Origin of the sequence: Kitasatospora sp. NPDC057015, from assembly GCF_042673745.1 — a bacterium.
In the GTDB taxonomy this organism is placed as follows: domain Bacteria; phylum Actinomycetota; class Actinomycetes; order Streptomycetales; family Streptomycetaceae; genus Kitasatospora.
Genome location: NZ_JBHUSG010000018.1, coordinates 37,979 through 52,221 on the forward strand (window position 1 = coordinate 37,979; position 14,243 = coordinate 52,221).

The following is a 14,243-nucleotide window of genomic DNA, read 5'->3' on the forward strand; positions in this document are numbered from 1 at the left end:
TCGAGGAGAACAGCCGCAGATGGCTGACCGGATCACGGTCATCGGGTGGGACGGCACACCGCTGACCGAGGCCGCCGGCGCGGCCCTCGCGGCGGCGACCCTGGTGGCGGGGGCGCCCTACCAGTTGAAGGCGCTCCCGGTGCCCGCCGGCGCCGAGCGGATCGCCCTCGGCAGCGTCCAACTGGCCGCCCGGCGGATCGCCGAGCACCGGGGCGCCGCCGTCGTGGTCGCCGAGGGCGACCCCGGGTTCTTCGGCGTCGTGCGCACGCTGCGCCGGCCCGAGTACGGCCTCGAACTGGAGGTCCTGCCCGCCGTCTCCTCGGTGGCCGCCGCCTTCGCCCGGGCCGGGATGCCCTGGGAGGACGCCCAGGTGGTCAGCGCGCACGGCGGCCGGCTGCGCCGCGCCGCCAACGTCTGCCGGGCCCACCCGAAGGTCGCGGTGCTCACCGCCGCCGGCGCGGGCCCGAGCGAACTGGCCCTGATGCTCCGTGGAGTGCACCGGACCTTCGTGGTCTGCGAGGGGCTGGGCACCCCGGACGAGGACGTCACCGTGCTCACCTCCGACCGGGTCGCCGACCACCTCTGGCGGGACCCGAACGTGGTGCTGGTGATCGGCGGCAACGGTCCGCAGGCGGCGGCCGGCGAGGCGGCCGGCTGGCTGGCCGGGCGCCCGGTCGGGTTCCCCGGCGCGGAGCGGGGCTGGGCCCTGCCCGCGGACGTCTACACGGGCGCCGGGCGCACGGGGCAGAGCGGGCGTGCGCCGGAGGGCGCGGGCGCGCCGGAGGCCCTGCCCGCCCACGTCCGCGCGCTGGTGCTGGCGCGCCTCGGCGCCGGCCCCGGCGACCTGGTCTGGTCGGTGGGTGCCGGCAGCGGCGCACTGGCGGTGGAGGTGGCGCGGTTCGGCGCCGCCGTCGTCGCCCTGGAGTCGGACAGCTCCGCCTGCGCGCAGATCGCGGTCAACGCCCGCCGCTTCGGCGTCGAGGTGGAGACCGTCCACGGCACCGGGCCCGAGGCCCTGGGCGGCCTGCCGGAGCCGGACGCCGCGGTGGTGGAGACCGGAGGCGCGGAGGCGGTGCGGGCGGTGCTGGCCCGCCGCCCGGAGCGGATCGTCGCGATCGCCCGTACCTTCGCCGAGGCCGAGGAGATCCGCGAGGCGATCGCCGCCGCCGGCTACCGGGCCGAGGGAGCGCTGCTCCAGTCGACCCCGCTGCGCCCCGTCCCGGCCCGGAGCGGCTCGTTCGTACCCGCTCCGCCCCGGTCGGGCGCGTCCGGCCCGGTGCTGGCGAGGGAGCAGACCGGCACGGCGGCCGGGTTGGTGCTCGGCTCCGGGACGCAGACCGTACTGCTCTGGGGGGAGCAGGGGGCCTGATCCGGCGGCGGGCGGTGATCCCGGTCGCATCCGGACACGGATTCGAGGGGGGAGTGCTCCAGGCCGGTAGTGTGGCGTCCTGGTTGGCCGTGACAGTCGGCGACTGATGCCCGATTCGGTGCGTTTGTCGCCTTTTTGACGTGGTGCAACCCCCTGTGGCTCGAAGTGTGGGCAATTCGACGGGTCGCGTGCCGGACCGGGAGAATGCCGTAGGGTCCGGTGCGATCGTGCCGGTTGCCCGGGCTTGTCGTTATTTCAGATGGCGCACCACCCCCGGCGGGTGGCGCGCAGCCGGGGTGCCGCAGCGCGCCGGATGATCGACGGCCGCAGCGCCCCCGGCGCGGCGGCCGCGGGTGGTTGAGGGGCGGGCCGGAACCTGGCCCGGCCCGTGAGTGGATGTGGGCGCTGCGGTCGGTGATCGCGTCGCCAAGGGCGCGGCAGCGGCCTGGAAGGAGCTTTGACATGACCGATGGCGGCCACGTCCCCAGCGAGGGACTGCCGGAGCACCTGCTCGCCGGGTCCGACCCGGCCGGCCGGCCGGAGGGCATCGCGGTACCCGCCGCCCCGGCGGCGGGAGTCGCGGAGCAGGGCATCCCCGGCTTCCCCGTCCAGGCGGCCCCGGCGCACCTGCAGGGCGCGACCCTGCACGGCACGCTCCCGACGGGGGGCGAGGGCCTGCTCCAGCGTCCGGGCTTCACCTTCCTCGACCAGCCGGACACCCCGGACCCGCTCGACGACGAGGACGACGTGCTCCTGATGCCCGGGCCGCAGGGATCGTGGAGCGAGCCCGTCGTGCACGGCCAGCCCGAGCCGTCACCGGTGGCCGCGCAGGCGCCGGCCGGGGTGGACACCGTCGCCCTGCGGGCGCTCGGCGAACCGCACCCCGGCGCCGAACCGGCCGGCACGCCGGTCGAGCCGTCCTGGCCGCCGCTCGCGCCGCCGGTGATGGCCGGCGCGCCGTCCCCCCAGGGCCTGACCGCCCCCGCTGAACCCGCCGCCCCGACCGCGCCCGCCGCCGAGCCGCTCGCGCAGGCCGCCGGACCGGCCACGCCGCCGCTCGTCGCCGCGTCCGCCCCGGCTCCGGAGCAGCTGACGGCCGTTCAGCAGCCCCGCCGCCCGCTGCACGCCGGGCCGCCGATTCCGGACCCGTCGCTGATGACCGGCCACGTGCCGGTCCGTTCGCTCGCCGACCGCGGCCCCTCCCAGGGCGGCACTCCGGCGCACGGCGTCCGGATCGTCGCTCCGGTCGAGCAGCCGCAGGCCGTGCCGCAGCCCCAGCCGCAGCAGCAGGTGCAGCAGGTGGCGACCGAGCCGTCGGCCGCGGCGCCCGCCGCTCCGACGGCGGACGCCCCGGTCGCGGAGGTTCCGTCCGTGGAGGCGGTGGAGGCGGTGGAGGCCCCGGGAGCCGGGCAGCCCGTCGCGGAGCCGGTCGCCGAGCAGCAGCCGGCCGCCGTCGAGCAGGAGCCGGGCCGGCAGGACGCCGGACTTCCGCAGGCTCCGGCCGACCAGGCGCCGCAGCAGCCGGCCGCCGTCACGACCGCCGCCCCCGTGCAGGCCGCCGAGGCGCCGGCCGAACCGGCGCTCGCGCCGTCGGTCGCCGAAGCGCCGCCGGTCGTCGGGGCACCCGGGGCGGCGGAGACCCAGCCGGTCGCCGTGCCGCCGGTCGCCGTGCCGTTGGTCGCCGCTGCCCAGGCGGCCGAGGCGCAGCCCGTCCCGGTGGTGCAGTCGGCCCCCGCGGCCACTCCGGTCGCCGAATCAGCGCAGATCGAGGCGGCCCAGCCCGTCGAGGCAGCGCAGACCGTCGAAGCACCGCCCGCCGTCGAAGCTCAGGCGCAGGCGGCTCCGGTCGCCGAGCCGTCGGCCGCCGTCGCCCCCGAGCAGCCGCAGCCCGTGGCACCGCCGGCGCAGCCGAGGGGGCGGATCTCCGCCTTCCTGGCCGCGCCCACCCCGCACGGCCTGCCCACCGTCGAGGCACAGCCCGCGCCCCAGCGGGGCGGTGCCCACCGGGGCGCTCCCGAGCAGACCGGAACCGACCCGAGCACCGCGGCGCAGCCCGCCGCCGGCGAGCCCGTCGTGCCGGCCGAGCCGGTGTCACCCGCGCCGAGCGCCGAAGGCGCGGCCGCCGGGGTCGGCGAGGCCGCCCCGGAGACCGCCGCCGGGACCGGCGACATGCCGTCCGGTCGTCCCGTCGACGCGCCCGCCGAGGCGCTGCCTGCGGACGTGCCCGCCGCGGAGGCAGTGACCACGGAGGCGCCGACCGCCGACGCTCCGACCGCCGACGCGCCGACCGCCGACGCACCCGCGGTGGAGGCGACCGTCCCCGGCGCCCCGGCCGAGGCCGCCTCCGCGCAGGTCGTCGAGCCGGCCGAGGGCGCGGAGGCCGAGCAGGCCCCGGCCGGGCCGCCCGAGCACCCCCGGGAGCAGCCGCCGGCCGAGGAGCAGGCGTCGACGGAGCAGCAGGCGCCCGCCGAGCAGCAGGCGCCGGCCGAGTCGCAGGCGCAGAACGAGCAGCGGGCCCCGGAACCGGAGCAGCCCCGGGCCGAGTCCGCCCCCGAGCCCGAGGAGGGCACCGCCATCGCCGCCAACGCCGTCAGCACCGACCCCGCCGCCGACAGCGGGTCGGTCGAGACCCTCGGCACGGCGCCCGAGCAGGAGCAGCCGGCCGCGTCCGGCCCGCGCCCGCCGGCCGCCCCGGGGTACGACCAGGCCGGCCGGGAGGCCGTCCACCAGGTGATCCGCGAGCGCCGCGACGTCCGCAACGGCTTCCGCCCCGACCCGATCCCGCACGAGGTGCTGATCCGCGTCTTGGAGGCGGCCCACACCGCCCCCAGCGTCGGCTACTCCCAGCCCTGGGACTTCGTGGTCATCCGCTCGGCCAAGACCCGCCGCAAGATGCACGAGCTGGCGGAGCGCCAGCGGGTGGCCTACGCGGACTCGCTGCCCAAGGGCCGGGCCAAGCAGTTCAAGGAAATCAAGATCGAGGCCATCCTCGAAACCCCGGTGAACATCGTGGTCACCGCCGACCGCACCCGCGGCGGCCGGCACACCCTGGGCCGCCACACCCAGCCGCAGATGGCGCCGTACTCGGCCGCGCTGGCGGTGGAGAACCTCTGGCTGGCCGCCCGCGCCGAGGGCCTGGGCGTCGGCTGGGTGAGCTTCTTCGACGAGGACGAGATGGTCCGCGAGCTCGGCCTGCCCGAGCACCTGGAGGTGGTGGCCTACCTCTGCGTCGGGTACGTCGACTCCTTCCCCGAGGAGCCGGAGCTGCAGCAGCAGGGCTGGGCGAAGAAGCGCCCGCTCTCCTGGGTGGTCCACGAGGAGCAGTACGGCAACCGCGCCCTGCCCGGCGAGGAGCCGCACAGCCTGCTCGCCGACACCCTGCGCGGGATCCGGCCGCTGGACGCCAAGGCGCTCGGCGAGGCCTGGGACCGCCAGAAGCGGATGACCAAGCCGGCCGGCTCGCTGGGCATGCTGGAGATCATCTCGGCGCAGCTCTGCGGTCTCTCCCGCAAGTGCCCGCCGCCGATCCCGGAGCCCGGCTGCGTGGCGATCTTCGCCGGAGACCACGGCGTGCACGCCCAGGGCGTCAGCCCCTGGCCGCAGGAGGTCACCGGCCAGATGGTGGCCAACTTCCTGGCCGGCGGCGCGGTGATCAACTCCTTCGCCAAGCAGATCGGCACCGAGGTCGTCGTCGTCGACGTCGGCGTGAAGACCGAACTGCCGGACGCGATCCAGTCCGGCCGCACCACCGGCCTGCTGCCGCGCAAGGTGAAGCCCGGCACCGACGACATGACCCAGGGCCCGGCGATGAGCCGGGAGGAGGCGCTGAAGGCGATCGAGGTCGGCATCGAGACCGCCCGCGACCTGGTCGCGGCCGGCAACAAGGTGCTGATCACCGGCGACATGGGGATCGGCAACACCACCGCCTCCGCCGCCCTGATCGCGGTCTTCGCCGGCCTCGACCCCGCCGAGGTGACCGGTCGCGGCACCGGCATCGACGACGCCATGCACGCGCACAAGATCGAGGTGATCCGCGCCGCGCTGGCCCTGCACCAGCCCGACCCGAGCGACCCGATCGGCGTCCTCGCGGCCGTCGGCGGCCTGGAGCACGCCGCCATCGCCGGCTTCGTGCTCGGCGCCGCCTCGCTGCGCACGCCGGTCATCCTGGACGGCGTCATCGCGGGCTCGGCCGCCCTGGCGGCGAAGGCGATCGCCCCCGAGGTGCTCGCCGCGTGCATCGCCGGCCACCGCTCCGCCGAGCCCGGCCACCAGGCCGCGCTGGCGAAGCTCGGACTGCGTCCGCTGATCGACCTGGACCTGCGGCTCGGCGAGGGCACCGGCGCGCTGCTGGCCCTCCCGCTGGTGCAGAGTGCGGCCAGGTCGATGCACGATGTAGCCACGTTCGACTCCGCCGGGGTCACCGAGAAGGCCTGACCCGGGCACGTCCCGACCGGCGAAGTCCGGACCCGTCCCGCAGGACCCCGTCACCCGGCCCGAGGGCGCGCCGGGTGACGGGCGGTTCACCGTCGTACCCGAAAACCCTCCCCGCCCACCCAGGAGCCCCGCCCATGACCGCGCCCACCCCAGCGCCCCGCCCCCACCCCAGCACCGAGGGCCGGACCCCGTACCCCGTCGGCCTGCTGCTCACCGGTCGCCGCGTGGTCGTGGTCGGCGGCGGCCAGGTCGCGCAGCGGCGGCTGCCGGCGCTGATCGCCGCGGGGGCGGACATCCACCTGATATCCCCGGACACCACCCCGGCGGTGCACGCGATGGCGGACGCCGGTGAGCTCACCTGGCACCCCCGGGCCTACGCGGACGGCGACCTGGCCGACACCTGGTACGTCCTGGTCGCCACCGACGACCCTGCCGTCAACACCGCCGTCAGCGCCGAGGCCGAGCGCCTGCGGGTGTTCTGCGCCCGTAGCGACGACGCCGCCGCGGCCTCCGCCTGGACCCCGGCCTCGGGCCACGACGGCGGCGCGACCGTCGCCGTGCTCACCGGCGACCCGCGCCACTCGGCGGCCCTGCGCAACGCCATCGTGGACGGCCTGCGGGACGGCTCGCTGGCCGCCCGCCAGTACCGCGAGCGGACGCCCGGGGTGGCCCTGGTCGGCGGCGGCCCCGGCGACCCGGACCTGATCACCGTCCGCGGCCGCCGGCTGCTCGCCGACGCCGACGTGGTGGTCGCCGACCGCCTCGCCCCGCGCGAGCTGCTCGCCGAGCTGGCCCCGCACGTCGAGGTCATCGACGCCTCGAAGATCCCGTACGGCCGCTACATGGCCCAGGAGGCGATCAACCAGACGCTGATCGACCACGCCAAGGCCGGCAAGTTCGTGGTCCGGCTGAAGGGCGGCGACCCGTACGTCTTCGGCCGCGGCGGCGAGGAACTGCTCGCCTGCGTCCAGGCCGGGCTGACGGTGACCGTCGTCCCCGGCATCTCCAGTTCGATCAGCGTGCCGGCCGCCGCCGGCATCCCGGTCACCCACCGCGGCATGACCCACGAGTTCACCGTGATCTCCGGCCACGTCGGCCCGGACGAGCGGTCGCTGACCAACTGGGACGCCGTCGCCGGGATGACCGGCACCGTGGTGCTGCTGATGGCCGTGGACAAGATCGGCGCGATCGCCGCCAGGCTGGTCGAGGGCGGACGCTCCGTGGACACGCCGGTCGCGGTCGTGCAGGAGGGCACCACGGCCGGCCAGCGGCGGATCGACGCCACCCTGGGCACGGTCGGCGCGGTGGTCGCCGCCGAGCAGGTCCGCCCGCCCGCGGTGATCGTGATCGGCGAGGTGGTCGGCGTCCTCGCCGAGGCCTTCCCCGCCTGACCCGAACCGCCTGGCCCGAGCCGCCTGGCCCGAACCGCCCGACCCCGGTCGCCCGACCCCCGGCCCCCACCGCCCGGGCGCCCGATCCCGCTCGCTCCCGCTGCGCCCCGCCCGTCCGGCGGGGCGCAGTCGTGCGGGGGCCCTCGCAGGGTGGCCGGGCGGCCCCGGAGAACCTAGGCGAGCGGCTGCTCGGTCCAGATGACCTTGCCGGAGCCGGTGTACCGGGTGCCCCACCGCTCGGCGAACTGGGCCACCAGGAACAGCCCGCGGCCGCCCTCGTCCATGGTCGCCGCGTACCGCAGGTGCGGGGAGGTGCTGCTGGTGTCGGAGACCTCGCAGATCAGCGTCCGGTCGCGGAGCAGCCGCACCCGGATCGGGCCGGTGGCGTAGCGGATCGCGTTGGTGATGAGCTCGCTGAGGATCAGCTCCGTGACGAACGCCGCCTCGTCGAGCCCCCAGTCGGCGAGCTGCCGGCTCACGGCGGCCCGCACCCCGGCCACCGCCGCCGGGTCGGAGGGCACCTCCCACTCGGCGACGTGGTCGCCGGCCAGCACCCTCGTCCGCGCCACCAGCAGCGCGATGTCGTCGGTCGGGCGGCTGGGCAGCAGCGCGTCCAGTACGGCGGTGCAGGTCTCCTCCGGCGTGCGGCCCGGCCGGGCGAGCGCCGCGCGCAGCAGGTCGAGGCCGACGTCGATGTCCCGGCTGCGGTCCTCCACCAGCCCGTCGGTGTACAGCACCAGCAGGCTGCCCTCGGCCAGCTCCAGCTCCGCCGTCTCGAACGGCATCCCGGCCAGGCCCAGCGGCGGGCCGGCGGGCAGCGTGGGGAACTCGACCGTGCCGTCCGGGTGCACCACCGCCGGTGGCGGGTGGCCGGCCCGGGCCAGGGTGCAGAGCCGCGAGATCGGGTCGTAGACCGCGTACAGGCAGGTGGCGCCGGTGACCGGGGAGTCACCGAGGTTGGCCGCCTCGTCCTGGTCGATCCGGTAGACCAGCTCGTCGAGGTGGCCGAGCAGCTCGTCCGGCGGCAGGTCCAGCGCCGAGAAGTTGTGGATCGCGGTGCGCAGCCGCCCCATCGTCGCGGCCGCGTGCAGGCCGTGCCCGACCACGTCGCCGACCACCAGCGCGACCCTGGTCCCGGTCAGCGGGATGACGTCGAACCAGTCGCCGCCCACGCCCGCCTGGGCGGGCAGGTAGCGGTGCGCCACCTCCAGCGCGTTCTGGGCCGGCAGCCTGCGGGGGAGCAGGCTGTGCTGCAGGGTGACGGCCATCGCGTGCTCGCGGGTGTACCGGCGGGCGTTGTCGATGCAGACGGCGGCGTGCGCGACCAGCTCCTCCGCCAGCGACAGGTCGTCCTCCTCGAAGGCCTCGGTCCGCTCCAGACGCCAGAACCGGACCACGCCCAGCAGCACGCCCCGGGCCCGCAGCGGGACCCTGATCAGCGATCGCACCCCGTACGCCACGATCTCCGCGGCGCCCGCGGGATCCTGCGTGCGCCAGTGCGTCACCCCGGCCAGGTCGGGCTCCAGCATCGCCTGCCCGCCGCTCAGGCTGTCGGCCAGCGGGGTGTCCGGGACGACGTCGAACAGGCTGCCCACGGCCTTGAACGGGGCGTCCGCCGCCACCGAGCCGAGCGCCGCCCGCTGCATCCGGCTGATCCCGCCGCCGGCCGGTTCCTCGCCGTCCAGCACCTCCTCGGCCAGATCCACGCTGACGAAGTCGGCGAACCGGGGGACCATCACCTGGGCGAGCTCCTCGGCCGTCCGGGTCACGTCCAGCGTGGTGCCGACGCTCACCCCGGCGTCGTACAGCAGCCGCAGCCGGCGGCGGGCCACGTCCGCCCGGCCGGCCAGGCCGAGCAGCTCGGTCGAGTCCCGCAGGGTGGCCACGCTGCCGGGCGGTCCGCCGTCGCGGTCCGTCGGCCGGACGTTCACCGCGATCAGCCGCTCGCCGGCCGGCACCACGTCGTCGGTGACCTGGCGGCCCGAGGCGAGCAGCTCGGTGATCGCCGGGTCGAGGCCGATCTCGGTCACCGGCCGGCCCTCGGCGTCCGCGGGCAGGTCCAGCAGCCGGCGCGCCTCGTCGTTGGCCAGCAGCAGCCGCCGGCTGCCGCTGAGGATCAGCACGCCCTCCCGGACGGAGTGCAGCACCGCGTCGTGGTGCTCGTACATCCTGGTCATCTCGGCCGGGTCCAGGCCGTGCGTCTGGCGCCGCAGCCGCCGGCTGACCAGCGCGGTGCCGGCGGTGGCCAGCACCAGGGCGCCGGCGGCGGCGCCCAGGACGATCGGCAGCTGGCGGTCGGAGGCGCTGGAGACCCGGTCGATGGTGATGCCGGCCGACACCAGGCCGACCACCTGGCCGGTGGGGGCGAGCACCGGGACGGTCGCCTGCACCAGCGGGCCGATGGTGCCCGTGATCTGCTCGGTGACCACCCCGCCCGCCAGCGCCGGCCCGATGGTGCCGACGAACTTCTTGCCGATCCGGTCGGGCAGCGGGTGGGTGTAGCGGATGCCGTCGGTGTTCATCACCACCACGAAGTCCACCCCGGTCTGGATCCGGACGGACTGCGCCTTCGGCTGGAGGATCAGGGTCGGGTCGGGGCTCTTCAGCGCCTCGACGATCCCGGGTGAGTTGGCGAAGGTCTGGGCGACGGCCACCGACCGGTTGCGGGCCTCCTCGACGCTGTCCCGGTTGGACTGCACCACCAGGGCCACCACGGCCGCCGCGACCAGCAGCAGCACCACCAGCACCTGGAGCGCGAAGACCTGGCCGGCCACGCTGAGTCGCGTCGGCGCGGAACGGATCCACTGTCTGGTGGCCCAGACGGGCCCGGACCGCTCGGGGCGTCCCGAGGATTCGCGCGACGCGCGAGCTTGCTCAGGCCGACCCGACGGCAGATCGCCGGCCGGGCCAACGGCCGGGCGCGCCCCGGAACGGCCCGGAAATCGGGCCATACGCCATGTCTACACTGCCTGCGGGGAGCAGGCCAAGGGCAGCGCCGCGCGCCGGGCCGCCGGTTCACCGTTCCCGCCGTACCCGCCGGGTGCGGCGCCGGGCCCGTCCGGCCGGCCCGCCGGGCCTCCCCGCGGCTCCGGCGCCGGCGGTCACGGCCCGTACACGAAGGCGCCGGCCGAGCGCCCGGGCCGGGCCACCCGGCCGCTCCCGTCCCGGCCGCCGACCCGGTGGCGCCTCCCGGCGTTTGGCCTTCGCCACCGGGACCGGGCAAGATCGCAGGGTGTCCGAACCCCGTACCGTCACCGACCCCGCCGACCCGTGCCTCGCCGACTACACCGGTCTGACCGACGTCGAGCTGCGGCGCCGCCGCGAGCCCGCCGAGGGCCTGTTCATCGCCGAGGGCGAGAAGGTCGTCCGCCGGGCGATCGCCGCGGGCTACCGGATGCGGTCGATGCTGCTGACCCCGAAGTGGCTGGACGTGATGGCCGACGTCATCGCCGACGCGCAGGCCCCCGTCCACCTGGTCGAGCCGGCCCTCGCCGAGCAGGTCACCGGGTACCACGTGCACCGCGGCGCCCTCGCCTCGATGGAGCGCAGGCCGCTGCCCACCGTCGCCCAGGTGCTGGCCGGCGCCGGTCGCGGATCCGGGCCGCGGACGCCGGCCGACCCGGCCGACCCGGCCGGCCCCGCCGGGCAGGACGCGGGACCGGCGGCGGGCGGGCGCCCGGTCCGGCGGGTCGCCGTGTTCGAGGACATCGTCGACCACGCCAACGTGGGCGCCGCCTTCAGGAACGCCGCCGCCCTCGGGGTGGACGCCGTGCTGCTCACCCCGCGCTGCGCCGATCCCCTCTACCGGCGCGCGGTGAAGGTCTCGATGGGGGCCGTCCTCCAGGTGCCGTGGACCCGCCTGGAGTCCTGGCCGGGGGACATCGGGACCCTGCGCTCCGCGGGCTTCACGGTGGCGGCGCTCTGCCTGAGCGACCGGGCGATCACCCTCGACGAGCTCGCCGCGCGCAACGACGGGAAGCTCGCCCTGGTGTACGGCACGGAGGGCGACGGCCTCACCGCGGCCACCCTCGCCGCCGCGGACCTGCACGTGCGGATCCCGATGGACGCCGGCGTCGACTCCCTCAACGTGGCGGCGGCCTCCGCCGTGGCCTTCTACGCGACCCGCCCGCGGCCGGCCTGAGCCACGGCGTCACGCCCCGGCCGGGCGGCCGGGCCGCGGGGGCGGTCGGACGCACCCCGGCAGGGGCTCAGCCGCCGGTGCCGCCCGAGACGCCGGCACCGGGCCAGGACTCCTCCCAGGTGCCGTCGCCGCGCACGGTGTAGCGGGTGGAGGAGAGGGCGCCGGTCTGCGAGACCCGTTCCTCGCGCACCAGCGATCCGCCGTCGATCCGCCAGCTGGCCACGGCCTGCGGATTCGCGGCGGAGGAGCGGGCGGCCAGCGGCACCGGCGCGTCGCCGTTGAAGCCGAAGAGCTGCACCAGGTCGACCGGCACCGATCCCTCGGCGCGCCGCAGCACGACCAGCGCGGCGGCCGAGCCCCGGTACTGGGCCGGCAGGACGGCGCTCAGCGCCACCTGCGGGCCGTCACCGGCCGAGCGGCCGTCGCGCAGCCGGACGAGACCGGCGCCGCCCGCCGGGTCGGGGAAGCTGCGGTTGGGCCAGTCCACCGCGGGCAGCGAGCCGACGGCCGGTCCGAGCCCGGCCTCCGAGGCCGCGGTGCCGCCGCGGGCGGCAGCCGCGAGCGCGGCCGAGGCCGGCCCCGCGGTGGACGGCTGAGGGGGCGCGACGTCCACCGAGAGCCCACCCGTCGGCGGGGGCCCGCCGACGACGGCGGAGGCGGTCGGTGCGGTGCCCGGCCGGCCCAGGCTCTGGCCGGCGCGGTTCTCGCAGCCCTGGGCCGCCGCGATGGCCAGGGCCACGCCGACGGTCACCGTGACGAAGACGATCACCCGCTGGCGCAGCAGCCGCTGCCGGGCTCCGTTCGTACGGCCGGGCGGGGGCGTGTGCTGGCGGTCCCGCCGGCCGCCGGCCGCACCGGGCGGCGGGGTCTGCTGACGCTGCCTCAGCGGCCGGGTGGTCTGCGCGGACTCGGACCGCGGCAGCGGTGAAGTGTCCGGCTGGCCGTACGGCCGCCGCACGGGGGCACCGCGGCCGGGCCCCGGTCGTTCGGCGCCGACCCGGGCGCGGGCCCCCGCGCCGGGCGCCCGCCCGGGCGCGGGGACGGCCTGCGGCGGGGGAGCGGCGGCCCGGGGCGGGGCGGCCCGCCCGGCGGAGACCGCGGCCCCCCGCGCGGCCAGCTCGCTGAGCCGCTCGTGCAGGGCGGCGGCGGCGGGCCGCTCGCCGGGCTCCTTGGCCAGGCAGGCCTTCACCAGCGGCGCCAGCTGCGGCGGCACGGCCGACAGGTCGGGCTCCTCGTGCACCACGCGGTAGAGCATCACCTCGGAGGAGGCGCCTGAGCCGAAGGGGGAGTCGCCGGTGAGCGCGTACGCGAGCGTCGCCCCGAAGGCGAAGACGTCCGTGGCGGGCGTGACCGCGGCCCCGCGCACCTGCTCGGGCGCGAGGAAGCCGGGGGAGCCGACGGCGGTGCCGACGTGGGTGAGCGTGCTGGCCCCGCGCGACCAGGCGATGCCGAAGTCGATGATGCGCGGGCCCTTGGGGGAGAGCAGGATGTTGGACGGCTTGAGGTCCCGGTGCACCACACCGGCCTCGTGCACCTTGACCAGACCGTCGGCCAGTGCGGCGCCGACCCGGGCGGCCTCCGGCCAGCCGAGCGGCCCGTCGTCGCCGACCCGCTTGTACAGCGAGGGCCCCGGCACGTAGGCGGTGGCCAGCCAGGGCCGGTCCGCCTCGATGTCCGAGCCCATCACCCGGGCGGTGCAGCCGCCCCGGATCCGGGACGCGGCCGCGATCTCGCGCGCGAAGCGGGTCCGGAACTCCGCGTCCTCCGCCAGCTCGGCGCGGATCAGCTTCAGGGCGACCCGCTGCCCGCGGCGGTCGGAGCCGAGGAAGACCACGCCCATGCCGCCGGCCCCCAGCCGCCGGTGCAGGCGGTACGGTCCGACGATGCGGGGGTCCTCACGCCTCAGCCGCATCATCGCCATCTTCGTTCCCGTCAGCCCGTGGGTGAGACCCCGTCGGTTGGGGCATCGTCAGATCCTGTCCGGCACAGCTTACGGACTGCCTGCTGCGGTGTGCTGATACGCAACACCCCATCGGCCCGTGGGATTGTCCGATCTTCCCCCGGCGGCCTCCGTCACACCCGCGCTGACCAGCTGCGAAACCGGATCCACCGTGATCGTCGGAGCCGCCGCGGGGCGGCTCCCGGATCGTTCCTCGGGGTCGCTCTCAGGGTTCCCTCGGGGATGTGATCCCCGTCATCTCCCCCTGCGGTAGTAGTCCGGCCCGCCCGGCGTCATCCTCGGGGATGCCCGGAACGGTACGCCGGCATGACGCGGGAGCACCGCCCCCGGCCATAGCGTTGCTTTAGCGGTGGACGGGAGGCTCGTCCCCCGAGGTAGACCGTCCACCGCGCCAACCGCGAGCCCCGCGCTCGGCACGGCAGAACAGCACCGCCGGCGCCCGGCCGGCGCCGCACACCACCGGAACGGGCAGGAGCAGGGTCATGGCAACGCAGGTCACCGGACCGACCGGCCGTCGGCCCGCCTCCGCCCGCCGCCGGGCCGCCCCGACCAGGCACCCGGTGGTGGCGCTGGCCATGGCGCTGCCGTGCGCGGTGCTGCTGGTGATGCTGTTCGGCGGATGGGAACAGATGGCGACCCAGGCCCAGGCCGTCGCCGACCTGATCGGGCACTGATCCCCCGGGACGGGGAGAGGATGCCGGCCGGGGTGCCGCGCCCGCGGTGACACGCGGACGGGCGAGAGCGGCGCGCGGAGCGCCCCGGCAGCGGGAGGTGCCGCGTACGGAACGCCGGTGAGGGCGCCCGTACGCGGCTCTCCTGCGTCCGCGGCCCCGCCCCACGGCGCCACCGCACCCCACCGTGAAGGCCCGGCCGGCGCCGGGCGGCAGCCGGACACGACGAAGGCCGTGGTCCTCACGGACCACGGCCTTCGGCTGAACTGTGCGCGAT

The 14,243-nt window shown here is 76.9% G+C and carries 6 protein-coding genes and 1 pseudogene; 5 read left to right on the forward strand and 2 right to left on the reverse strand.

Annotated features, from left to right (window positions below; genetic code table 11):
- The first annotated feature begins 19 nt into the window (after nt 1–19).
- The 3 genes from cbiE to cobA all read left to right on the forward strand — a co-directional run bounded on the left by cbiE (nt 20) and on the right by cobA (nt 7,194).
- Complete coding sequence (gene cbiE, locus ACFTWP_RS18860; protein WP_380265731.1) at nt 20–1,369, forward strand: precorrin-6y C5,15-methyltransferase (decarboxylating) subunit CbiE; 1,350 nt, start codon at nt 20–22, stop codon at nt 1,367–1,369.
- 462 nt (nt 1,370–1,831) lie between these two features.
- Nucleotides 1,832–5,803: a nicotinate-nucleotide--dimethylbenzimidazole phosphoribosyltransferase gene (gene cobT / locus ACFTWP_RS18865; RefSeq protein WP_380265732.1), complete on the forward strand. Its 3,972-nt coding sequence runs from the start codon at nt 1,832–1,834 to the stop codon at nt 5,801–5,803.
- 134 nt (nt 5,804–5,937) lie between these two features.
- On the forward strand, nt 5,938–7,194 hold the full coding sequence (gene cobA / locus ACFTWP_RS18870; protein WP_380265733.1) for a uroporphyrinogen-III C-methyltransferase: 1,257 nt from the start codon (nt 5,938–5,940) through the stop codon (nt 7,192–7,194).
- 173 nt (nt 7,195–7,367) lie between these two features.
- On the opposite strand, the gene ACFTWP_RS18875 is transcribed toward cobA, so the two are convergent.
- Nucleotides 7,368–10,145 (reverse strand): SpoIIE family protein phosphatase, encoded by a 2,778-nt coding sequence (locus ACFTWP_RS18875; protein ID WP_380265734.1) that lies wholly within the window; start codon nt 10,143–10,145, stop codon nt 7,368–7,370.
- A gap of 281 nt (nt 10,146–10,426) precedes the next feature.
- Between ACFTWP_RS18875 and ACFTWP_RS18880 the strand changes: the two genes are divergently transcribed.
- A complete protein-coding gene (locus ACFTWP_RS18880; RefSeq protein WP_380265735.1) occupies nt 10,427–11,335 on the forward strand; it encodes a TrmH family RNA methyltransferase in 909 nt (302 codons plus the stop codon).
- A gap of 694 nt (nt 11,336–12,029) precedes the next feature.
- Here ACFTWP_RS18880 and ACFTWP_RS18885 read toward each other — a convergent pair.
- Nucleotides 12,030–13,256, reverse strand: a pseudogene (locus ACFTWP_RS18885) (protein kinase); the annotation flags it as partial.
- Nucleotides 13,257–13,777: 521 nt separating this feature from the next.
- On the opposite strand from ACFTWP_RS18885, the gene ACFTWP_RS18890 reads away from it, so the two are divergent.
- On the forward strand, nt 13,778–13,969 hold the full coding sequence (locus ACFTWP_RS18890) for a hypothetical protein (RefSeq protein ID WP_380265736.1): 192 nt from the start codon (nt 13,778–13,780) through the stop codon (nt 13,967–13,969).
- Nucleotides 13,970–14,243: the final 274 nt, after the last annotated feature.

Coding starts and splice junctions, on each gene's coding strand:
- cbiE (WP_380265731.1), top strand. CDS start 20: ATGGCTGACCGGATCACGGTCATCGGGTGGGACGGCACACCGCTGACC.
- cobT (WP_380265732.1), top strand. CDS start 1,832: ATGACCGATGGCGGCCACGTCCCCAGCGAGGGACTGCCGGAGCACCTG.
- cobA (WP_380265733.1), top strand. CDS start 5,938: ATGACCGCGCCCACCCCAGCGCCCCGCCCCCACCCCAGCACCGAGGGC.
- ACFTWP_RS18875 (WP_380265734.1), bottom strand. CDS start 10,145: ATGGCCCGATTTCCGGGCCGTTCCGGGGCGCGCCCGGCCGTTGGCCCG.
- ACFTWP_RS18890 (WP_380265736.1), top strand. CDS start 13,778: ATGGCAACGCAGGTCACCGGACCGACCGGCCGTCGGCCCGCCTCCGCC.